Annotated in this window: 9 protein-coding genes, 2 rRNA genes and 1 pseudogene (1 of these 12 running past the window's edge); all 12 read right to left on the reverse strand. The window is 31.6% G+C overall.

From position 1 onward, the window contains the following. Positions 1 to 49: 49 nt before the first annotated feature. Positions 50 to 2,800 (reverse strand): family 78 glycoside hydrolase catalytic domain, encoded by a 2,751-nt coding sequence (locus tag GQR92_RS09885; RefSeq protein ID WP_158839192.1) that lies wholly within the window; start codon positions 2,798 to 2,800, stop codon positions 50 to 52. A gap of 9 nt (positions 2,801 to 2,809) precedes the next feature. Continuing rightward, the gene (locus tag GQR92_RS09890) at positions 2,810 to 4,276 is read right to left on the reverse strand and encodes a sulfatase family protein (RefSeq protein ID WP_158839193.1); all 1,467 of its coding nucleotides are present in this window, start codon (positions 4,274 to 4,276) and stop codon (positions 2,810 to 2,812) included. A gap of 10 nt (positions 4,277 to 4,286) precedes the next feature. Then, positions 4,287 to 6,884, reverse strand: a complete 2,598-nt coding sequence (locus GQR92_RS09895) for a glycoside hydrolase family 2 TIM barrel-domain containing protein (protein WP_158839194.1) — start codon at positions 6,882 to 6,884, stop codon at positions 4,287 to 4,289. Between the two features lie 159 nt (positions 6,885 to 7,043). Continuing rightward, positions 7,044 to 8,969, reverse strand: coding sequence for a sulfatase family protein (locus tag GQR92_RS09900; protein ID WP_158839195.1), 1,926 nt, complete (start codon positions 8,967 to 8,969; stop codon positions 7,044 to 7,046). A 191-nt stretch (positions 8,970 to 9,160) separates the two neighbouring features. Continuing rightward, positions 9,161 to 9,907 carry a hypothetical protein gene (locus GQR92_RS09905; RefSeq protein ID WP_158839196.1) on the reverse strand — a complete coding sequence of 249 codons (747 nt, stop codon included), beginning with the start codon at positions 9,905 to 9,907 and terminating at the stop codon, positions 9,161 to 9,163. A 15-nt stretch (positions 9,908 to 9,922) separates the two neighbouring features. Then, positions 9,923 to 11,506 (reverse strand): RagB/SusD family nutrient uptake outer membrane protein, encoded by a 1,584-nt coding sequence (locus GQR92_RS09910; protein WP_158839197.1) that lies wholly within the window; start codon positions 11,504 to 11,506, stop codon positions 9,923 to 9,925. 6 nt (positions 11,507 to 11,512) lie between these two features. Next, positions 11,513 to 14,626, reverse strand: coding sequence for a SusC/RagA family TonB-linked outer membrane protein (locus GQR92_RS09915; RefSeq protein WP_158839198.1), 3,114 nt, complete (start codon positions 14,624 to 14,626; stop codon positions 11,513 to 11,515). 400 nt (positions 14,627 to 15,026) lie between these two features. Continuing rightward, positions 15,027 to 19,085 (reverse strand): two-component regulator propeller domain-containing protein, encoded by a 4,059-nt coding sequence (locus GQR92_RS09920; RefSeq protein ID WP_158839199.1) that lies wholly within the window; start codon positions 19,083 to 19,085, stop codon positions 15,027 to 15,029. 136 nt (positions 19,086 to 19,221) lie between these two features. Further along, the gene (locus GQR92_RS09925; protein ID WP_158839200.1) at positions 19,222 to 20,268 is read right to left on the reverse strand and encodes a GntR family transcriptional regulator; all 1,047 of its coding nucleotides are present in this window, start codon (positions 20,266 to 20,268) and stop codon (positions 19,222 to 19,224) included. Positions 20,269 to 20,612: 344 nt separating this feature from the next. Then, positions 20,613 to 21,505 (reverse strand): annotated as a pseudogene (locus tag GQR92_RS09930) (IS1595 family transposase). Between the two features lie 882 nt (positions 21,506 to 22,387). Beyond that, positions 22,388 to 22,497, reverse strand: a 5S ribosomal RNA gene (gene rrf / locus GQR92_RS09935). Between the two features lie 188 nt (positions 22,498 to 22,685). Continuing rightward, a 23S ribosomal RNA gene (locus tag GQR92_RS09940) occupies positions 22,686 to 24,376 on the reverse strand; it runs 1,191 nt beyond the window's last position.

Genomic DNA, 24,376 nt, shown 5'->3' on the forward strand with positions numbered 1-24,376 from the left:
CCTGTTCTATCGGAATTATATGTTAAAGTTATTGTTTTAGTAAGACTAATTAAATAGCTACCGTAAACTTAAAACTACCCGATTTTACATGTACAGTTTTGTTTGGAAGCACAACTTCTGCTTCGCAATTTACAGGAATAGTCCCTGAATATTCATAGGTACCATTAGCTGTTTTTTTCCATTCAGCTTTAATTTCTCCGTGAATAGAATTGTAGCTTGCCTTTGCAAAATCCATTGCTTTAATAAAGTTTGGTTTTAAAATAATTTGTTTAAACCCTGGGTTATTTTCATCGAAATTTATACCAACCATATGACGATAAAAGAAATTATCTACAGCTCCCATAAAATGATGAATGTCTGACGATGCAAAATTATAGCCTTCTGGCAATGTAGTTGCGCCTTCTTTAATTAACCAACCAAAAGAGGGCCATTCTTCATCTACCACAACTTTATGCATCATATCTGCATAACCATTTTTTGGTAAATACTCGTAAGCAGAGTGTACTGTAAACACACCACCCCAAACGTGGTAATTTTTATCTTTTACAATATTGTCTACCACCTTTTTTTCTAGTTGTGCTTTATATTTTTCTGGAACAATACCATAATTAAGCGCAAGAATATTAACTACAGGTAAAAATTCATTAAACGGTTTTAACCCTGCGTATTCTACTTTTTCTTCATCAAAAGCCCATTTCTGAATTCCTGCATGGATACGTTTTACTTGTTGTTCTAAACGTTTTTTATCTTTTTTCTTATCTAGTTTGTCTGCCATAATAGCCAAACGTTTTAAAACTAAATAAAAATTCATAGAAGCTATTACCTCATTTCCTCCTGGTTTACCTCCTCCTTTATAAGTTCTATCATAAGGGGTTACCCAATCGTTATACATTTCTGTAAACATGCCGTCTTTTTCTGCCAAATTGTTATGTTTCCAAGAATAATCTACCCACAACATCATTTTTTGCCAATATTCATCAAACAACCTAGTATCTCCATAATATGTATACATATACCAAGGCACATGCACACCTGCCGAAGACCATAAAGAAGACCTACCTGTTCTATAATCATTTGCTGGTGCAATGGCTGCCATTCCTCCTGCTTCATTTTGAGTATCCCAAATATCACGAGTAAACTTGGTCATTAATGCTGCCAAATCATAGTTTGCCATACCAAATTCCATACCTGTAACTACATCTCCTAACCATCCGTTTTTTTCTCTGTTTGGGCAGTCGGTAGCAATACTATGTAAATTAAAAATTAAAGACTTTCTACAAATATCATCTACTGCATTAACTACTTTATCCGAAGATTCAAAATGCCCAACTCTTGGCACATCAGAATGCACTATTTTTACATCAACGTCATCTTTAGTTATTTTGGTTTTATACCCTTTAACCTGTACGTAACGATATCCTTTATATGAAAAACGACACTCTGCAAATTCTTCTTTTTCTCCTTTACCAATGTATCCCATTTGTTGCCAACGACCTGGTTGACCACTAGAAGTTGGGTCTTCATGTTCTCCATAAAAAATTAAAACTTGCTGTCCTTTTTTTAAGTTTTTAAGACGAAGCTTTATCCAACCAGAACTATTTGTACCGGTATCAATCCATTGCCCATAGTTTCCTTTAGACTTAATTTCTATAGGTTTAAACGTTTCTGTAACACGAATAGGTTGACACATTTGCGACACCAACTCACCTCCTGGATGTGGAGATGGTTTTACTGTTTCCCAACTAGAAGCATCAAAGTTGGCTAAATTCCAATTCGGAATTTCTTTTGTTGCGTCGTAAATTTCTCCCATGTGTGGACCATCATAAATAATGGGTCCTCCTGTAATTTTCCAGCTTAAATCGCTAATTACATTTTCTTCGGTACCATCTTCATATTCTACTCTTATTCGGCACATTAATTTAGGCTGACCTATGTAACCATCCTTTTTATAAAATCCCCAATGATCGTAAGCTAATTGCCCATAATTACCACGCCCCAACATAACGCCAGCAAGGTTTGCTCCGTCTTGTACCTCGTTAGTAATATCGTGAGTAGCATATAAAATTGTTTTTCTGTAATCTGTCCATCCCGGATCTAAAACTTGATTTCCAATTCTTTTTCCGTTGATAAACAACTCATAATACCCAATACCACTAATGTATGCTTTTGCTGTTTTTACTTTTTTAGTTACTTTAAAATCTTTTCGTAACAAAGGAGCTGCATCATACGGGCTATCATGATGAAATTGATAACGCTCCCACAACGTCATACTAGACCCAAAGTAACTTGGCAACTGAAATTGCAATGCTTTAGATTCTATCTCTTTATTACGCCACCATTTTTCTACCCATTCTTCTTGATTTTTCCATGCAATCCATTGCGCTCCTTTCCAATCTTCTTTTTGATATAATCCGGTAGAAAAATAAGCAGAAGCACTCCAATTAGAAGCTTTATTATTTTTATCCCAAACCTTTACTTTCCAGTAATACTGAGAGGTTGCAGTTAAGTTTTTACCTTTGTATACTACCTGCGTAGTTTGCGAACTTTTTACTTTTTTAGAATCGTACGCATCACCTATATTTTTATCTAAATTTTCTTTTGATGTTGCCACTAAAAGCTGATAAGCTGTTTGGTATTGCGCTGCTTGGTTGGATTCTAATTTCCAAAAAAACCTTGGTTTTACAACATCAACACCTTCTGGATTGTTACGATATTCTAACTGAAGATTTGTTACTGTTATTTGTGCAAACCCTGATAATGTAACCAGAGCTACTAAAAATGTTAAAAAAAATTTATTCATTATGTTAATCTAATTTAGATGTCTGTATGGTACGGTTCCTTCTTCATTTACTTTAATATTCCATTTTTCTAGATAATGCGCCCCTGGTAAAAACTCATCTCCATTCGCTTTTAAACGTTTTATCAAACGGCTTTCTAAATCTGCCTGTATATCTGTATATTTTTTATTACTTACTAAATTATTCATTTGGTAAGGGTCGGCATCATTATCAAACAACAACCAAGGCCCTTCTAAATCTTTTACATACGTATACTTTTGAGTAACTAAACCTCTATACTCTTTACCATGGCGTTTTGGTCTATTCCATTGCCCAAATGGTTGTACACAAGTAATAATGGTTTCTTTACCAACCGTATCGTCTTTTCCTTCTAAATAAGCTGTATAGTTTATTCCTTCAACACTTTCTGGAATAGGCATATTTGATAAGCCTAATAATGTAGGCAGAATATCTTCTGAATTAAAAACCGCATTTCTATTACCTGCTTTTATACCCAAAGATTCTGGAATATAAAATAACATAGGCGTTCTTATGGATTCATCATACGGTTGTTGTTTTTTATACGCTCCGTGAGACCCTAATAGATCTCCATGATCTGAGGTAAAAACAATAATGGTATTATCTAATTGATTATTCTTTTTTAGAGTCTCCATTATTTTAGCAATCATATCATCAATAGCTGTAACATGCGCGTAATACCCCGCTAAGTCTTTACGCACTTTCTTTTCCATACTTTTAGGAATATTTGGTCTTAGTTCTAAACTATCTGGCGAAAACATATCTTTATATTTTTTTGGAGCAGAATGATACGGTGCATGTGGTGTTCCCCAAGATAATACCAGTAAAAACGGATTGTTATCATCTTTTTTAGCACTCATAAAATCTATAGCAGCATCGGTTTGCGAAAAAGTATCGTACCCTTCCCATTTCTTTGGAGTAGGATCATTATTATCAAAATAAACAGAACCGTTATAATTGTGAGTACATTCATTCGCTTTCCAAAACTGAAAACCTTGTCGTCTATTTCCTGGCGGAATAAAACGTAACCTACCATGACCATCCATATGCCATTTACCAATAAAACCTGTATTATAACCAGCCTTGGTATATATTTTACCCATAGAAACCGCATTGGTATTTAATTGCACATCGTTCATAAACATACCATTTGTTAATGGTCTTTGTCCTGTTATTAACGATCCTTTAAAAGGTGTACAAACAGGCATACCAGAAACGGCATTTTTAAAATTAGCACTCATAGAGGCTAATTTATCTATGTGTGGTGTTTTAATATTTGGGTCGCCCCCATAGCCTGTGGCTTGAGTTCTTAATTGGTCGGTTAAAATGATAAGAACATTTGTTTTTTTTATGCTATTTGTATCTGCTTTTACTATCGTTTTCTCATTTTTATTTGCATTACTGCATGAGAAACAAATACATATTGATAAGATACTAAGTGTTCTTAAAATTGTTTTCATTTGCGTTTATTTAGTTTACTTTTCTTAATTTAATTCCGCTTAATCTTGTTTTTCCTTTAGAGGCATTAAAATTTACAGTAATTCCTTTATTATCTTCTACGGTAACTAAAAAACGTTTTGCAACACCTCTATCATCACCATACTGAACCTTAAGGTTTAAATTAGACCAAATATTCTCTCCGTTTACACTAACATCCATAATATTGTCGTCTTTAGTTTTTAACTCTGCTAAAAGTAATGATAGTTCGTAAGTTCCGTTTGGTACATCAAATTTATAAGCATCAATACCAATTAATTGTGTTTGATAAATAGGATCATTATCTGTACCTTTTACACTAACATCTGTACCTATAGTATTTTTTTTCTTACTTAAATTTCTTAAAAACTCACCACCTACATAACCAAAACTTCCTGCTGCATAAGCCTGATCTGGCATCCATAAATAATCCATATTATCTGCTTCAATGAAATAACAATTAGAACCTACATTTATTGCAATTTCTTTAAACAAATTTTCTGTACTTTTTAATTTTTTAGGCTGTAGTGTAAATTCTATAGAAGCAAAATCTTTTAAAATTTTTCCGTTCTGAGTAGAAATAACTTCAATTAAATTAATTCCATTTTTTAAAGGCACCTCAAAAGTTGTTGTAGAAAAATCGAATGTTTTAGTTCCTAAAGATTTTCCGTTAACAAATAATTCTACATCTTTAGAATTACCTACAATGGTAAATGGTTGGGTAGCCACAAGTGCTGTTTCGCTATCTGCAATACCTGCTCTATTTTTCCATCCTTTAGAAGCGATAGCAACAAAAGGCTTTTTATTTAATAATGCTTTGTATAAATAGTAAGCATCTTTTTTCTTTCTGTCTGCGGTAAGCAACCCTTTGTTATTAATATGTGGTACTGCATCTTTACGGTGTTCTACCTGAAAATCTGCATAATTCCAAACATTGGCACCTACAATTTCTGGTATCTTTAGTATTGCTTTCATATATTCTTTATGCAAAAGAAACTGGTATTCTACACTAAAATCAAACCTAGTAGGGTTGTAAGAACGAATTCTTGGATCTGCACCTCCACCATATTCACTTAAAATAAAAGCTTTATCAGGGTTTAAATCTAAAGAAGCTTTTACTAGCTTTCTTAATTCTCCTTCTATTTCATCTAATTCATTTAAATACCAACCGTAATATTTATTATATCCAACAATATCGGTTACGCGTATACCAAATTGATCTTGATAAGCAGGCTCTCTAAAAAATACAGAATAAGAGGCACGTGTAGGATCTTCTGCTTTAATAGTAGCTGCTAAAGATTTATGAGTATCTATAAAATGTTTTACATATGCTTCACCAAAACTTTCTGGAGCTTTCATGGTAGTCTCATTCCCTAAATTCCACGCTACAATTGCAGGGTTGTTATAATTAAAACGAATGGCTTCTTTTAGCATGTTAATACTGTTTTGCTTACCTGCTTCGTTTAACGCTGCTTTGTCTACAAAAGGAATTTCTAATGTTGTTACAAAACCGTATTTATTACACATTTCTAAAATTGCTGGATCTTGCGGGTAATGGGCTATTCTTAAAAAATTAATTCCCATTTCTTTTAGCAATTTCATATCATTTCTATGAATTTCATCGCTAACAGCATTTGCTTTTTTGTAAAAATCTTGATGTCTGTTTGTACCAATCAGTTTTGTTTGTTTTCCGTTGATAAAAAACCCTTTGTTTGCATCGAAATGAAACCATCTAAAACCAACCGGATTTTCTACTCTATCTAAAACAGTTTCTTTTTTATCTATAATTTCTGAAACTAATTTGTATAAATATGGGGTTTCTGGAGACCATAAATTAGGATTACTTAACGTAAATTCACTTATTATTTCTTTACCTAAAGACGATTTATCTACTGTTTGTTTTACAATTGTATTCTTAGCATCATACAACGTTTGTCTTACCAAATATTTTCCTTTTTTGGGTCTTATTAACTTTGACTTTACATTAACGGTAGCCAAAGTTTTAGAAACTTTAGGTGTTGTTACAAAAACAGCATTTGCACCTAAATTAGCAACTTCAAAATGTATTGGTTTGGTAATAATTAATTGAATATCTCTATAAATACCTCCATAAAAAGAAAAGTCTGCCGCCTGAGGAACAATTTCATCATTATGTGCATTGTTTACTTTTATCATAATATCATTTGCACCCGGTTGTAAAACCGAAGTAATATCATGCGTAAACGCAGTATAACCACCAATATGATCTTTGCCTACTTTTTTACCGTTTACATACAAAGAGGTAACCTGATTTGCACCTTCGAAAAGTAAAAATACTTGTTGGTTGTTAAAAACTTCAGGTATATTTAGTGATTTTTTATACCATCCATCACCTCTATAATATCCATCCTCATCATCTAGAATATCTAATTTATTCCAAGAATGTGGTAGGTCTACTTTTTCCCAACCAATCGTACCATTATTAGAAAATGGCTTTTCAATAGTTCCTTTATGAAAATTCCATAAATCATTAATTGTTTCAATATGTCTTACGTTTTGGGCATTAACAACAAATACAAAACTTAACAGAACGAAGGTTAAAACTTTACTCATTATACTATTTATTTTTTAGTTATCTAAAATAATTTTACAAAAATCAATATTAAAAAAAAAATCGTTGCGGTCTGTCCTGCTTTGCCTTGTGAAATCATATAAATTTATAGTTAAAAACAATACACAAAATTAATAATCAGCTTTTTTTTGTAAAAAAAATTAATCTACAATTCTCCTCTCTGGCCAAAGTTTTAAAGCATCATTAATAATTCGTTTACTATACTCTTTACCAAATTTATCTATTTTATCATCGGTATTAAATTGTTGCTTTTTAAAAGCCAACCAATCTTTTTTTGTTAAATATTTATCTGTATGTGAGTATTGTAAAGCATTTAAGCCAAATAAAAACACGTAACCATCTCTTGCGTTTTTAGTTTCGTTATCTAAATATTCAAAGGCTAATTTATCATTTCCAGATAGTGCTAATGCTTGCGCTGCAATAAGTCTATTAACAGGTATTTCTTCTTGTTTGATACTCTTAATTAATATTTTTTGGAGTTCTTTATCATTTTGAGCAATTCTAAAAATACCGTAAAATCCCCAATATCTAATTATTGGATTTTGGTCGTTTATAAAACTTAAATAATCTGTTTTATTTTCTATTTTTCCTTTTGCGGCTAATTTAGCTATGGGTAAAATTCTTTCAATTTTATAATCTGTACTTTGTGCATATTCATAAATAGTAGCGTACTTTTTACCGTCTCCTACCAAATCATGAAACATAGGCTCTGGAATTAAACCAATATCTCTAATATCTAACATCCATCGATCTAATTCTTTAGATAATTTATTTAATTTTGTTTGATATTTTTCTTCATCGGCAATACTATTCACATGCCAAGGATCTGTTTTAGTATCGAATAATTCTACTATTTTTTTAGGTTGATAAAATTGCGATTGAACGGCATTAGAGGTTCCGTTTTGATAACTTTCTTCATTTGCTCTCCAGTTTTGTTGCACTGTATACCCATATCTAGTAGAGCGACCTCTTGGTCTATGTGGTACAAAATTTTGAATTAAATAATATCTTCCATCTGTAACTGCTCTATTAAAATCATAACGTTCAGACATACGATCTCTGTAAAAGTGAACATAATTTGGTTTTTCTTCTTTGTGTTTTCCTAGAAATATTTTACCCTGCATTTTTTGAGGAACTGGGCAATCTAATATTGATAAAAAGGTTTTAGGAAAATCTACAAAACTAACCAAACCATCCTCTACACTACCTGGTTTATAAGACGCTAAATGCTTCCATTTTTCAGGAAAATAAGCAATAACAGGCACCTGAGTACCAACATTATATAAAAATCGTTTAGATCTAGACAACATACCTCCGTGGTCTGAACAAAAAAACACAATAGTGTTATCTTCTAAATTATTATCTTTTAATTCTTTTAAAAGGTTGCCTACTTTTTTGTCCATTAAAGTAATTAAATCATGTAATCTAGCCCAGTCTTCTCTAATTTCTGGCACATCTGGGTGATATGGTGGTAACTCTATATCTGCAGGGTTAATTCTAGGTTTTTTAGGAATATCTCCATCTGCCACATATTTTTTAATTTTTTCTGTTGCTAATTGGCTTTCATGGGTTTCAATAAGATTAAAAACAGCAAAAAAAGGTTGCCCCTCTTTTCTAGTTTTATAGTGTGCTTTTTTACTAGAAACATCCCATAAACTTCTATCTGTTTCATAACTAGAATTATAATCTTTTTTATAGTTATTTGTACAATAATAACCAGCCTCTCTTAATATCTTAGGATACGCAGGGATATCTATAGGTAGTTGTGTATTGGTTCTAAAATTATGTGTACCTGTTGTAGGTGCATACATACCGGTTAATAAGGTTGTACGGGCAACTCCACAAACTGGTGCGTTAGAATATGCATTTGTAAATCGAATTCCGTTTTCTGCAAGCTTATCTAAATTAGGGGTAAGTGCTTGCTCAAAACCATAACTGCCTAAATACGGACTTATATCTTCACAAGTAATCCAAAGTACATTTGGTCTTTCTTGTGCTTTCGGTTTGCAAGAAGTTAAACTAAAAGAGACTAATAAAACAATTATTAAAAATTTAATTTTCATCATTTTTACTATTTAAAAGAGATGTACCACTTAAAATTATTAATACTATAAAAGTATTCTTTAACAATTTTACAAGTGTCCTGTATTATGAGGTTTTAAGGGGAAAAAAGTGTATTATGCCAGATAAATAAAAAAATCCTCTCCAGATTTTCTTTACTAGAGAGGATTGTATTATATTATTAAATATACTTTTTTTAATAAGGTTTATTTCTAACAGGATCTGCAAGAATGTGACCTACACCATTATTAAACACGTAGTTATGGCTTCTTACCGCCTCATATTCATTAGAAGCAGTTTCTGGCAAAGGAGAAGCTGGTGTATTTGTTCTGTTTTTTCCGTTTACAAAAATCCTCCATCTATTTTCTCTTAAAAAGGCAATAAGACCATCTTCTCCAGGAATTAAAGTTTGAAAAGTATACCACACCTCAGCTTCAAACAAAGTTGGCACTTGCTCTACATAAGAGGTAACGATATGATAATTTAATATTCTCTTTAACTTTTCTAATTTCTCTGGGGTATCTACGCCCTCCATAACTTCTTCGGCAGTTGCTTGCCTAGTAGTTGGTACGCCATTTATATCCTCAGTAATACTAGTAGATTGAGAACCAGTTATAATATCTATTACATCTCCTCTACCAGTAAAAGCATTATTATTTAATAATAAATAAGTTCTATCTGAAGTACTTGTTTGATTAAACAACTCTACCATATCTGCTTTTATTATAGCAGCTTCTAAAAAATTAAACAGCTCTCCATCAAAACTACCGTCTTCAGTTAATTGAGTTGCAGATTGTATATAACCCCATGCTGTTTTATTTCCATGTGGGTTTGTTAAATCTACTTCTGGCTGAAAATCAAAGGTTTCTTGAAGTCCCAAATCACAAGATGATACTAAAACTATCATCAATAATAATCCTAAATATTTTATTTTATTCATCATTTTTTATCTTTTAGATTAATATCCTAGTGTTTGTGTTAAATTAGGGTTTTCAGTTAAATGATCTATATGAATAGGAAATAATAATCTTTGTTCATTTAATTGAGTTGCTCCTGGTATTGTATCTAAAATTGGATTTAAAACTTCTATTGCTTTCTTTGTTCTTCTTAAATCCCACCATCTTTTAGCTTCTCCTAAAAGTTCTAATTGTCTTTCATCTAGTATATAGTTTTCTCTAGCTTCTTTTGTATCTCCAAATTCTGCTTCAGTAACCTCTGGCAATACTCTAGCTCTACGAACTTGATTTACCAAATCTAATGCAACTGTTTGGTTATCTAATTGATTTTCTGCTTCTGCTAATAACAATAACATACCTGCATAACGATAAATTACAATATCTGTATCATCATTATTTCTATCATAATTTGTTTCTTGCCATTTAGACATACGTGCTTCTCCTATAGATCTAGAGCCAAAAGATTGGTATCCTCCCTCTCTACATGCAAAATAACGCCAATCTCCATAAACTGGAGCAATAGAATCTTGTACATCTCCATTTACATCTAAGTACTCTACTTGTCTTTCAATAAAGGGCTTAACATTTGGGTATTTATCTACCCAACCAGCAGAATCTATCGGAAATTTGTCTTGCCATTTTCTTTCTAATACAGGTGATATTGAATACAAAGGAACCCCTGCATAAAACAAAGCCATAATACCAGATCTATTAGCTCTAGTAACACCTGGGTTATCTCTATCTTCACTGGCGTTGTAACGAATTGAGAATATTAACTCGTCTCCTTCTTGTATTTTACCTCTACCTCCTAAATTACTATTAGTAGATGGGTTGTTGTAAAATAAATCAATCCAATCATCTGGTGTTTTTACTAAATCATGCCCTCCTATAGCAATCATATCATATAAAGCTTTTCTTGCTTCTGTATAGTTTTGAAGGTACATATTAATTTCTGCTTTTAAGCAAAAAACACTTGCTCTAGAAAATCTAAAATCTCTATTTGAAGCCTCCATTAATCTTTCAGCTTCCTTTAAATCTGCAAGTACTACATCGTTTAAAATTGTATCCCCATCTGTTTTAGGCTTAAATGCATCATCAATACTTTTAGTTGGCTCTACAAACAATGGCACAGCCCCCCAAACACGAACAGCATCAAAATAAACATACGCTCTTAAAGCATAAGCTTCTGCTAACAAATTTTTATCATAACCAGATATTGTTGGTATATTTTTAATGGCACTATTGGCTCTATTTATAATTTGATAAAACAAATTCCATTTTAAAGTTCCATTATCTTCGGTTAAACTTTGCGTAACAATTTCTATATTATCGTTATTTGGGTTTCCACCAGAAACAAAATTATCTGATCTAAATTCTCCCCAGTAAAAATATTTTTCACTGTAAGTAGATTGAAACGCATCGTAAATAGCTGCAACTCCTGCCTCTGCATCTGCATTACTATTCCAAAAATTCTCAGTTCCTATTTCACTAATAGGTTGTTCATCTAATACGCTATCGCAAGAGACTGCCCCTAGCAATAAAGACAAGATTAAAGTTGATATCTTTATTTTTCTAAATTTTATCATTTTTTTTTATTTTAATTGAATTTTTAAACCAAGAATAATTTCACGATCATTAGGGTATCTTAATTCATCGATACCTGGTGCTAAAGGGTTACCTCTACTACCTAATTCTGGGTTAAACCCTATGTAGTTTGTCCAAGTTAAAACATTGTTTACCGCTAAGTTTAAAGATATTTTACTAACACCTTTAATCTTATTCATTATCTTATTTGATACATCATAATTAAGTCTAATGTATCTTAATTTAATATAATCTCCTTCTGTTACAAAAAAGCTATTTGGTCTTTCTCTATTTTGAGTATGGCTTCTTGTTAATCTAGGATACACAGTAACATCTCCTTGATTTCTCCAAGCTCCTTCTATTCTATCTGGACCAGGAGTTTCTCCACCAGTATTTAAATCATTTCTGTCTTCATCCCAGTATCTATAAATATCATTACCAAAACTATAATCGAACAAGAAACTAAATCCGAAGTTTTTATATTTAAAATTATTTGTAAAACCACCAAATACATTAGCTAGTCCGTTTCCTATAGTTTGTCTATCATCTGCGGTGATATCAAAATCATTATTTAAGTCTTCCCAAATAATATCTCCACCTAATAATACTTTACCTGCGTTTTTCATTTGCGCTACGGTACCTGAATACTCAGCACCATTTAAAGTATAATTTACAAAAGAACCAGTATCATCAAAATTAGGATTTAATCTTACTCCTTCTGGGGTATAAGCATTAGATTCATCATATTGAAAAACACCTAAGTTTTTCCATCCATTAATGTTTCCAAGAGGCTGTCCTTCTTCAATATAAGTAGAGTTACCTCTCCCTGAAAAGAAAGGAGTACCACCAGATAGCTTAACAACTTCATTTTCTAAGTAAGAGACATTAAAACTACTGTTCCAGCTAAAGTTCTTTTTCTTTATAATTGTTCCATTTAAAGCAACATCAACACCTCTATTATTTATCGCTCCAACATTTGTTCTAATTGAACTAAAACCAGATTCTTCTGGTAACGGTAAGTTAGCAAGTAGGTCTGTTGTTTTCTTTTCCCATAAATCTACATTTAAATTGAATCTATTTTTAAACATTCCTAATTCGAAACCTAAATTTAAAGATGTAGTTTCTTCCCATTTTAAATCAGGATTTCCTAATCTTGTTGGCGCAACACCGTTTATGTTGTTATAAACATACCCGGGGGTTAATGCTCCAGTAAAATCGTAATTACTAATACGCTCATTACCTACAACACCATAACTAGCCTTTAACTTTAAATCATTAATAAGGTCATTACCTTTTAAAAATTCTTCATTACTTACCCTCCAACCAACACTTAATGATGGAAAATTTCCATATTTATTATTTTCACCAAATCTAGAAGATCCATCTCGTCTATAAGTTGCTGATAATAAATATCTATTTTTATAATCATAATTAAAACCAGCAAACATACCATATAAAGCATGTCTACTATTTTCTGCAGCACCTCTTCTAACGCTTAAACTTGCAACATCTATATTATTTAAAGACTGAACAGCATCTGAAAGAAGGTATGCTTCTAAATCTAAATTTTCTGAACTATACCTTTGTATTGACATACCCGCAAAAGCTCCTAAAGAATGATCTCCCCAATTATTACTATAATTTAAAAAGTTTTCTTGCTGAACATCATAACTATTTGTAAATGTTTCTCTAACCTGAGGAAATGGTATTGATGAGTTAGGGTTGATGGCTATAAAAGGTACATAACCGTTAAACTTTCTTAACCTATTATTAATACCAAAAGTAGATTTTAAAGTTAATTTAGGAAACAATTCTAATTGAGCATAACCAAAAAACTGAATTCTGTAATCTCTTGTTTTATTTTCAATTAAAGTTTCTGCTAATGGATTTTGACGACCAAAAATTTCTGGAGAATATTCTCCATTTGGCTCAAAAATAGGATAATACGGTATACGTTGTACTAAATGTGTAAATACACTACCTTCACTTAAACCAAACTTCTCTTCGAAAGATAAATTTACTTTAACACCAACTTTTAATTTTTTAGAAAAAGTCATATCTCCTTTTAATAGGGTATTGATTCTTTTATACCCACTATTAATAACAACTCCTTTTTCATTTAAAAAACCAGTATTCCAATAAAACTTTAACTTATCACTACCACCACTAACAGCTACATTTGTTTGCTGTCTTACAGCTGGTCTTGTAATCAATTTTTGAACATCAAAAGAATTTCTATTAATTAAACTTAAAGAATCTCTCTCGTTATAAGACAACGCTATTGTATTACTTGCACTTGCTTTGTCATAATCTATTCTTTGATTAGCATTTGCTAAACGTAAATCTCCTACAAGACTATTTATACCTGTTACATTTGTGATATCTACTTTTAACTCTCCATTTTTACCTGATTTAGTTGTAATTAACACAACCCCATTAGCCGCCTTAGAACCATAAACTGCAGCCGTAGCTCCATCCTTTAATACTTCTAAAGATTCTATATCATTTGGATCTATATTATCTATATCATCTAATTGCTGACCATCTACAACATATAGCGGAGTGGTACCGCCAGAACTAAATGTAGACACACCACGAACACGAATATCAAACCCACCACCTGGCCCTCCGTTTGATAAAATTTGTACACCTGCTAATTTTCCTTGAACAGCATCAAATGCTCCTATTGGAGTAGCTTGTACAACTTCTTCAGACTTTACTGTTGCTACAGAACCTAGTACTTTTTTTCTGCTTATTGGTGCATAACCTATAATAACAATTTCATCTAAACTTTCTGCAGATTCTTTAAGGTTAACACTAATCTTATTTTGAGTACCTATAGCTATTTCTTGGCTTTCATATCCTAAATAAGAAAATACAAGTATTTTTTTACCGGCAATTAATTTTAATGAATAATTACCATCAAAATCTGTTACTGCACCATTTGTAGTTCCTTTCTGCACAACACTAACACCTGGTACAGGAAGTCCACCAGTATCTGAAACCACCCCTGATAACCGCTGTTGAGCTTGTAAATTAGTACTTGTAAAAGCAGAAAAGACCAGCAATAACAATAGCAAAAACCCTTTTACAGACCCTCCCTTTTTTAAATTTTGTTTCATTTTTCGTTTTAGTTTTAACATATAATTCGTTTATTAATTATTTTTATTGATTTAATGAACACCTTAATGCTTTCAAAAACCAATACACTCACAATTATACAATCTATGAGATTTCTCTCTGTCCTGTGTTGTACGGTACAGCATTTTTATACTTATTTTAAGTAATTAAATTAAAAGGGAATAAGATAAAAAATCAATAAAAATAGCACTACAACAACCAATAGCATTACGAATTCTAAAAATTTTAATTGTTTCTTTTTCATACTTTTCCTTAATAATTTTTGTCAAAAATATATTAAGTTTAGGGTACAAAAATTCTCAATAGGAGTTAAAAAGTACCTATTGCTTAATTTTAAAAGAGAAAAATAATTATGAAATTACTAAAACCGTTAATAGTATATTATTCATACTCATAAAAAGTTTTTATGTATTCTGTTGGCGTTTTTCCAAACTTTTTTCGAAAACATTTGCTAAAGTATTTTGGATTTTTAAAACCTACTTTATAACTAACTTGTGCAATATTCATTTTATTTTGTTCTAAAAGTTCTGCACCTTTTTTTAACCTTATATGTTGTATAAAGTCTTTTGGCGTAAAATCTGTCCATGCTTTTACTTTTCTAAACAAAACAGTTCTACTAACACCTAATTCTGAGCAGAAATAATAAATATCAAACTCTTCATTACTTATATTTTTTTCTACAAGTTTTAGTGCTTTTTTATAAAGTTTTTCATCTAATGATGGTAAAATAAGTTCATCTGATTGCACTGTATTAATTGAACTTATTTTTTGTTTTAAACGAGCAATAGAACTTAAAATATTTTTAATACGTAGTTTAAATTCATTTATATTAAAAGGCTTGCTTATATAATCATCTGCTCCACTTTCTAAACCTTCTAATTTATAAATTAAGGAAGAACGAGATGTTAATAAAATTATAGGAATATGACTTGTTTTAATATCTTTTTTTACCAAAGAACACAATTCTGTACCTGTCATTATCGGCATAACAACATCACTTACAATAATGTCTATTTTCTGTTTAATAGCTATTTTGTAAGCTACCTTGCCATTTTCGGCTTCTAAAATGTTATACTCTTTTGCCAATAAATCGTGCATAAACTTTCGCAGAGGTTTATTATCTTCTACTAAAAGAATGGTTAATTTTTTGTCTGAAACGGTATCAAGAATATTATTTTCTTCTAGAATTACTACTGGCGCTTCATCTAGTTGGTTTACATACTGAGATAAATCATCACTAAACTTAAAATCTTCTATGATTTCATCATCTTCTATATGATCTCTACCTAAAAAAAGTTCTACTGAAAAAATAGACCCCATATTGTTTTCATTACTTCTTACCTTAATTTCACCTTTATGTAAATCTATAATGTTTTTTACTATAGATAAACCGATACCTGTTCCTTTATTATAATCATTATCTGGTTTATTATTTAGAGATAACTCAAAGAAGCGTTCAAAAATTTTATCTTGGTATTCTTTTGCGACTCCAACACCAGAATCTTCAACCTGAAGAATTATTTTATTAGATTTTTGTATAACCCTTAAAACTATTTTACCATTTTTAGGAGTATATCTAAATGCATTAGAAATTAAATTATAAAAGACACGTTCTAGCTTGTATCGATCATAGTAAACATAAATTTCATCTGATGGTGAATGAAAACTATAGTCGTAATTTCCATCTTTAGCATATTCAGAAAAAGACAAATAAATTTCTTTTAAAAACTTAACAATATTACCTTCTGCTGTTTCTAACTTAATAAGGTTGTTTTCTAATTTTCTAAAGTCCATTAAACGATTAATGAGTTGTAGTAAATGATTAGCACTACTCTCTATTACTTTTAATTTTTTATACATTAAACTGCTTCCCTTATAATTTTCTAGTATTTGATTTAATGGACCTAAAATTAAAGTTAAAGGTGTTCTAAATTCGTGAGAAATGTTTGTAAAGAATTCTAATTTAGCAATATTGGTTTGTTTGGTTTGTTCTACCTCTAACTGTTCTAAATCTAATTGATGCTTTAGTTTTGTTCTAGATTTTAAAATATTAAGTAAGTAATAAAATATTGCAAAAAGAACTATTCCGTATAATATAAAAGCCCACCAAGTTCTCCATGGGGCAGGATGTACTTTAATGTTTAATGAGGTAGCTACATCATTAGAAATACCATCACTATTAATACCTTTAACTTCAAACGTATAGTTTCCAGGGTTTTGAATAGTATAAGATGCAGAATGCTCGTCAGTTTCAATCCAATCATTTTCTAGCCCTTTTAACCGATACTTATATCTATTACTACTTGAGTTTATAAAATTAGGAATTGAAAACGAAATATTAAAATTACCCTCTTCATGAGAAAGCTCTATGTTATCCGTATATGATATAGTGCTTGAAAGTAATTGACTTTCATCATCTACAGAAATAGAATTATTTTTAATTTTTAAATCTGTAATTATAACTTGTGGTGCATAATTATTCTTTACTAAATTTTTAGGATCAAAAAACACAGCCCCTGCTGGCCCGCCAAAAAACAAATTAGATCCTATACGTAAACTAGCATTGTTATTAAACTGATTGCTTGCTAACCCTTCTTTTTGTGTGTAATGAGCAATAATAGTGTTATTGGTTGAATTATAATTAAGAATACCTTGATTTACACTACTAATCCAAAAATTACCATTATCACCTTCAATCATACTACGTATGCCTGCTATAGTAGTAGTATTACTTTTTAAATCTATTGATATAAAGTTATTATCAACTAACTTAAAAAGTCCATTAGCAATTGTACCTACCCATATTACTCCTTTACTGTCTTCATAAACAGAGGTTATAGCATAACCCGTTTTTAACTCACTATCAAAAAAATAATTTTTAATACTACCTGTGGTATCATCAATGTAGTTTAAACCCTTTGGGGTACCTAACCAAATATTATTTTTTGTGTCTACCTTAATAGTTCGTATAATAATGTTCGATAATGAATTTGATTTTTTATTATTGGCAAATATTTTATATGATTTATTGTTAACATTGTATTTAATAAGCCCTTTACCATTAGTACCTAATAACATGTTTCCATTATTATCTTGTTTTATATCATATATACCTACATTGCCCATGTACTCTCTTAACGTTTTAGGAAGTTGCATATTTATAAAACGCTTAGTTTCTAAATTATAGACCGTAAAGCCATTAGTAAATGTACCTATCCAAAGAAGGTTTTCTCTAGATAAACATAAAGATTTTACATTGTTACTTTTAAGAGCTAAAGTATTTTTTGTTGTTATATAGTTAATTTTTTTTGTATTTGTATTAATTACAGAAATACCACCACCTTCTGTACCCAAAAAAATAAAATTTTTATGAGATACAATAGAGCTTACAACTTTAAAACCCAAGCCTATATTACCCGGTTTTTGAGTGATATTGATAAAATTTATATTAGACTCATCCCACACATTAATACCTCCGTGATAGGTGCCTACCCATATAGAACCATTTTTGCCTTTAAAAAGTGCCTTTATAAAATTATCATTAATAGATTCATTGTCATTAATATTACTGGTTAAAAGCTGTATATTTTTACTTTTATCTGCAATCTGAATTCCATTGTATGTTCCAATCCATAACTTACTATCATCATCTAAAAGAAGCTGTCTAACATTTCTGTTGTTATTTTCTAAAGTTTCTTCTTTAAAATAAGCTGTTATATTATTAGTATCTACATTAAATTCTAGAACACTTTCTTTTCTAGTACCTATTAATAAATTACCATTTTTATTTTCAATGATACATTGAACTATAAGGTTATTAGTACCTTTAATTAATTCAAATTGATAATCATTATTTGTTGTATCTACTAATTTCCATAAACCAGAAGTAGTACCCACAAAAATATCTCCTTTGTTAGTTTCAAGAATAGATAATACTTGACCATAAATTAAATTTTTCTTAAAAGAATCTCTTGATTTATCATAAATAGAAATTCCTTCATTGGTACCAATCCATATTTCTTTATTAGAAAGTTCTTTAATAACACCTACAGAATTGTCTTTTAAAGAATAATTATTTTTATTACTAAAATAGGTTTTAAAGGTATTATTTTGAGGATTGTATTTATTTAAACCTAAGTTAGTACCTACCCAAATAAAACCATCACTGTCTTGTTCAATAGAAAGAATATCATTGTTACTTATAGAATCCGGATTATTTTTATCATATCTATAAACTGTAAAATCTGTACCGTCGTACTTATTTAAACCATCCCTAGTACCAATCCAAATTTGCCCTAGATTATCTTGACGTATAACAATTGCAGAACTTTGAGACAAACCGTCTGCTGTTGTTATATGGGTAAATTTATAAGTTTCACTTTGTGAAAATCCAACTCTAAAAAAAAGAAGTATAAAACATAAAACAACTATTCTAAACATTAAATAAAGAGGATTTTTATATTCAAAAGATTAAAGATAATAAAACCATAAAGCTCAAAAAAATTATTTTAATATTTAATTTATAAAATGAGTGCTATAGTAAAAAACTTAGTTTGTATGAATCTATAAATTTCTATTAAAAAGAATTTCTATCAATTAAGTTAAAAGGAACTTTTATACTAGCATGTTTATTATCTAAAATTATTTGAGCAGCATTTTTACCCATCTCTGCAAAATCGGTAGACATTACCGTAATACCAAGTAATTCTTTAAGAGGTGTATCATTGTAAGAAATAATTCCAACATCTGTACCCAATTGTAAATTGTTTTGTCTAGCTATAGTAATAAAATTAACTAAATCAGACTCCTCAATAGTAATAAAAAGAGTCCCTTTTTTTAATACCATATCCTCACCCACCTCGTTTATAATATCAAAATCTAAGCCTTTTTCAACACAAAATCTTCTAAACCCCAATAAAATTCTTTTTGGATAAGGGTAAAAAGATTTTTCTGGATAAACCAAAACTACTTTAGAATATTTTTTAATTCTATCTATACCTTTACTTAGAGCATCATAAATATCTTTATCAAACTCTTGATAAACCGTACTAACACTTTCATTTATATTTGGTAGTAAATTATCTAGTACTATCAATTGTTTTCTAGGAATTTCATCTAAAACTTTATACACTTCATCAGTATAAGATGCATGACCACAATTTTCGGTTTTAAAATGAGGCATAACAACAAAATAATCATAATTTACTTTAGCATTTTTTAAAGAATTTAAAAACAATAATTCGTTACAGTGATATACTTGTAAATCAATATTAGCCTTATCACCAATACATTTTATAAAAGAATGATAAATGCTCATCTTATAGGCACTCAATTTATTCACTAAAAGTAAAATATTTAACTTTGGTTTAGCTTCTACTTTAGCCACATAATTACCCCTTCTAGGAATAGAGACAATAATATTACGCTCCTTTAAAATATTATAAGCTTTTTCTACCGTATCACGAGAAAGATAAAACTCCTCACTTAACATATTAATAGAAGGTAATTTTTGATTGATTTCAATATTACCAATCGAAATATTATTAATTATAGAATCTATAATTTGCTTATACTTTGGCACTCTCGAATTTTCGCGAATTTGCATATAATTTAAAACTTCCATAAGACTCACGCTTTAGTATTGATTAATAAAAAATTAGTGAGTGTAATTTAAATGCTGTCGAGGGTTAAAATATACCTAATAGGGTGTTCTAAAATACCATATTTGGTCGTTTTTACAAATAAAATTAAATTAAACACCTAACAGTAAAGAATCTATAAAAAAACATGTAAAAAAGTCACATTAAAAAAAGGTAAATTAATCTTTATAAAAAACTATATTAATTAACAAAAAATTATACGTAATTTAATAATATGAAGAAGTTATAAAATCAAATAAATACCTTTTCAAAATAAATTAAGTTCATTAAATAGAACAATTAATAATAACCTTTTAGAGGTCAGTAGTTAGTTACATATAATTTTGTGATGTTCTACTTTCTCCTTTTCAACCATTTTAGTTATTAAGTTATTGAATATTGTTGCTTTACTTTGTGATCGATTAATTCTAAAACAAAATTCATTAAAATATCTATTTAGATTAAAGTCACTTACCCAAGAATACGTTGTTCTTATCCAAGATTTCACCTGATGAATCATTGTATGAAGTGCTTTAAAATTCATACCTCCATTACTTTCTATTTGAGTAATATTATAAGCTTTCGCAATAGGTCTGTAACCTCTCCATTTGTCGGTTATCACTTTAGCTTCTCGACTGATATGATTCACAAAAATATATTGCAAAGAACTAGCTGAAAAATCTTCGATTCTCATGGCATACATTCTTTTAACTTTTCCATCTTCAGTTAGTTCAACAGCAGTTATAGCTTTCTTTTTCTTAGCATTATAACTTCTTCCTACTTTATCTTTTTCTCGTCCACCCAAAACAAATTCATCCACATGAACAATACCGGTCATAGGACTATTTCCACTACTTTCCATAGCTTCTCTAATTTTGAGCATAAATAAACGTGCAGTCTTTTCTGTTACACTAAAACGAACTGCAACATAACTAGCAGAAAGGCTTTAGTACTCGTACTCATTTCAAAAACAATAAAGAAAGCTTTTCTAACACCAAACTTTACTTTATGAAAAAGTGTGTTTGATGTAGATGATTCTTGATGAGAGCAAATATTACATGTCCGTGAAAAATCTTTTCTTATTTGAGCCTTGTTATGACCACATTTAACACATTGAAATCCATCTTTCCACTTAATATCTGCCAAGTATTTCTTGCAATCTTCATCCGTTTTAAACCGATCAGCAAACTCTAGAAGGTTTTGTCCTTTAAATATATTCATAATATTACTGTATTTGTTGTTTTTAAAGATATGAATTTAAATACTGACCTCTATAACCTTTAATATTAAAACAGAACTTTAAAATATTTTAGAAAAACTAAATTCTAATAAATGGCAAACAACTTATAATTCTTAATAAGATAAAATATAATTAAAAAATATCAATAACATAAATAATAGATAATTTAAATTCTAGGGCGTGCCCATTTTTAAACCCCCACAGATAAATCAAGAACCATTATCATAAAAATGGTCAGGCTTTACGTTACAAGTCCTCGTTCGTACCTCACTGTGGGCTTTTCACTGCAATCCTTCACGCAAGCAACATGAAGAGTTCTTCATATATAAATCCAAAAAACGAACAACAGAAGCAACTTAAAAAAGCTAATAAAAACAAGTTTTCTACAAATAAAGAAGTATCCCCTCTAAATTAAATACATCCTTTTATAACAATGTAAATCTATTCCCATAAAAAGCACAAAAAAAAACACGAAAACACCTTGGTAATTAAAGAATAAAGTAGCACTAAGTTGTACATACAAAAACCTTAACACAACACTCATAAATATGCGAAAATCACAAACATATCGTTTAATATAGCGCATAAAAAAACCTCAATTCGTTAAGAATTGAGCTTTATAGATACGGACTTTAGTCCGTATTCAATTTTACGATTATGTAAACTATATATATGATTAAGTTATTACAAATCACCTATAAAAGTAACAGACCACACAAGTATACTCCTTAATAGTCTAAAAATTGGAGTCAAACTGTTTTTGGTAGTGTAAAATCCTAATATAAGCTTAAGTTTACTCCATAAAAAAACCTCAATTCGTTAAGAATTGAGGTTTACAGATACGGATATTAGTCCGTATTAAAGAAAGGCGGCGACCTACTCTCCCACATAAATGCAGTACCATCGGCGCGATTGGGCTTAACTTCTCTGTTCGAGATGGGAAGAGGTGAGCCCCAATGCTATAACCACCCTAAGATTTTGGTTATTAATTGTTGTTGGTTTATAGTTTTTGGTAAAACTGTATACAATACAGCCCCATCAACTAATAACGATCAACTAAAAACCGCAAGCATCGCTTGCTTATAAGTTAACATATGGTAAAATAATATCTAAATCGTCTAATAAATAAAGAGTCTGTGCTCCCGCCTTTCGGCGGGAAGCGTACATAAGTCTATGGGTTATTAGTATCACTTGGCTATGACATTACTGCCTTTACACCTATGACCTATCAACGTTGTAATCTCCAACGACCCTTTAAAGAAATCTCATCTTGTGGTGGGTTTCGCGCTTATATGCTTTCAGCGCTTATCCCTTCCCGACGTAGCTACCCTGCTATGCTTCTGGCGAAACAACAGGTACACTAGAGGTCAGTCCAACTCGGTCCTCTCGTACTAGAGTCAGATCCACGCAAATTTCTAACGCCCACAGCAGATAGAGACCGAACTGTCTCACGACGTTCTGAACCCAGCTCGCGTGCCACTTTAATGGGCGAACAGCCCAACCCTTGGGACCTTCTCCAGCCCCAGGATGTGACGAGCCGACATCGAGGTGCCAAACCCCCCCGTCGATATGAGCTCTTGGGGGAGATCAGCCTGTTATCCCCGGAGTACCTTTTATCCTTTGAGCGATGGCCCTTCCATGCGGAACCACCGGATCACTATGCTCTTGTTTCCAACCTGATCGACCTGTATGTCTCTCAGTCAAGCACCCTTATGCCATTGCACTCTACGTACGGTTACCAAGCGTACTGAGGGTACCTTTAGAAGCCTCCGTTACTCTTTTGGAGGCGACCACCCCAGTCAAACTACCCACCAAGCACTGTCCTCATCTCTGAGTTAGACTCTAGATAAGCAAAGGGTGGTATTTCAAGGACGACTCCACAACGCCTAGCGACGCCGCTTCAATGTCTCCCACCTATCCTACACATTACTTATCCAAAGCCAATACTAAGCTATAGTAAAGGTTCACGGGGTCTTTTCGTCCCGCTGCGGGTAATCGGCATCTTCACCGATACTACAATTTCACCGAGCTCATGGCTGAGACAGTGTCCAGATCGTTGCACCATTCGTGCAGGTCGGAACTTACCCGACAAGGAATTTCGCTACCTTAGGACCGTTATAGTTACGGCCGCCGTTTACTGGGGCTTCATTTCAGATCTTCGCCGAAGCTAAACCCTCCACTTAACCTTCCAGCACCGGGCAGGTGTCAGGCCTTATACATCATCTTTCAATTTAGCAAAGCCCTGTGTTTTTGATAAACAGTCGCCTGGACCTTTTCACTGCGGCCCTGCTGTAAAGCAGGGCGACCCTTCTCCCGAAGTTACGGGTCTATTTTGCCTAGTTCCTTAGCCATGAATCTCTCGAGCACCTTAGAATTCTCATCCCAACTACCTGTGTCGGTTTACGGTACGGGTTCTTATAATCTGAAGCTTAGAGGTTTTTCTTGGAAGCCCTTAGGCACACTATCCAATTGTCCGAAGACGCTTGGTACTATCACACTTCACCTAGTTCTGCGGATTTGCCTACAAAACTAATAGCTACATGTTTCAACGAACTATTCCGTCAGTTCGCGGTGCTTTCATTACTCCGTCACCCCATCGCAATTATAAGAAGTACAGGAATATTAACCTGTTATCCATCGACTACTCCCTTCGGATTCGCCTTAGGACCCGACTAACCCTCAGCTGATTAGCATCGCTGAGGAAACCTTAGTCTTTCGGTGTGGGGGTTTCTCGCCCCCATTATCGTTACTTATGCCTACATTTTCTTTTGTAACCAGTCCAGCATGCCTCACAGCACACCTTCTACCCAGGTTACAATGCTCCCCTACCACTAACGTGTCTTTCAACGTTA

The organism is Polaribacter sp. L3A8 (assembly GCF_009796785.1).
Classification (GTDB): Bacteria; Bacteroidota; Bacteroidia; order Flavobacteriales; family Flavobacteriaceae; genus Polaribacter.

What these genes read in the sequence shown, in the direction of transcription:
- GQR92_RS09925 (WP_158839200.1), bottom strand. Translation starts at nt 20,268, where the DNA reads ATGGAAGTTTTAAATTATATGCAAATTCGCGAAAATTCGAGAGTGCCA.
- GQR92_RS09920 (WP_158839199.1), bottom strand. Translation starts at nt 19,085, where the DNA reads ATGTTTAGAATAGTTGTTTTATGTTTTATACTTCTTTTTTTTAGAGTT.
- GQR92_RS09895 (WP_158839194.1), bottom strand. Translation starts at nt 6,884, where the DNA reads ATGAGTAAAGTTTTAACCTTCGTTCTGTTAAGTTTTGTATTTGTTGTT.
- GQR92_RS09915 (WP_158839198.1), bottom strand. Translation starts at nt 14,626, where the DNA reads ATGAAACAAAATTTAAAAAAGGGAGGGTCTGTAAAAGGGTTTTTGCTA.
- GQR92_RS09905 (WP_158839196.1), bottom strand. Translation starts at nt 9,907, where the DNA reads ATGATGAATAAAATAAAATATTTAGGATTATTATTGATGATAGTTTTA.
- GQR92_RS09890 (WP_158839193.1), bottom strand. Translation starts at nt 4,276, where the DNA reads ATGAAAACAATTTTAAGAACACTTAGTATCTTATCAATATGTATTTGT.
- GQR92_RS09900 (WP_158839195.1), bottom strand. Translation starts at nt 8,969, where the DNA reads ATGATGAAAATTAAATTTTTAATAATTGTTTTATTAGTCTCTTTTAGT.
- GQR92_RS09885 (WP_158839192.1), bottom strand. Translation starts at nt 2,800, where the DNA reads ATGAATAAATTTTTTTTAACATTTTTAGTAGCTCTGGTTACATTATCA.
- GQR92_RS09910 (WP_158839197.1), bottom strand. Translation starts at nt 11,506, where the DNA reads ATGATAAAATTTAGAAAAATAAAGATATCAACTTTAATCTTGTCTTTA.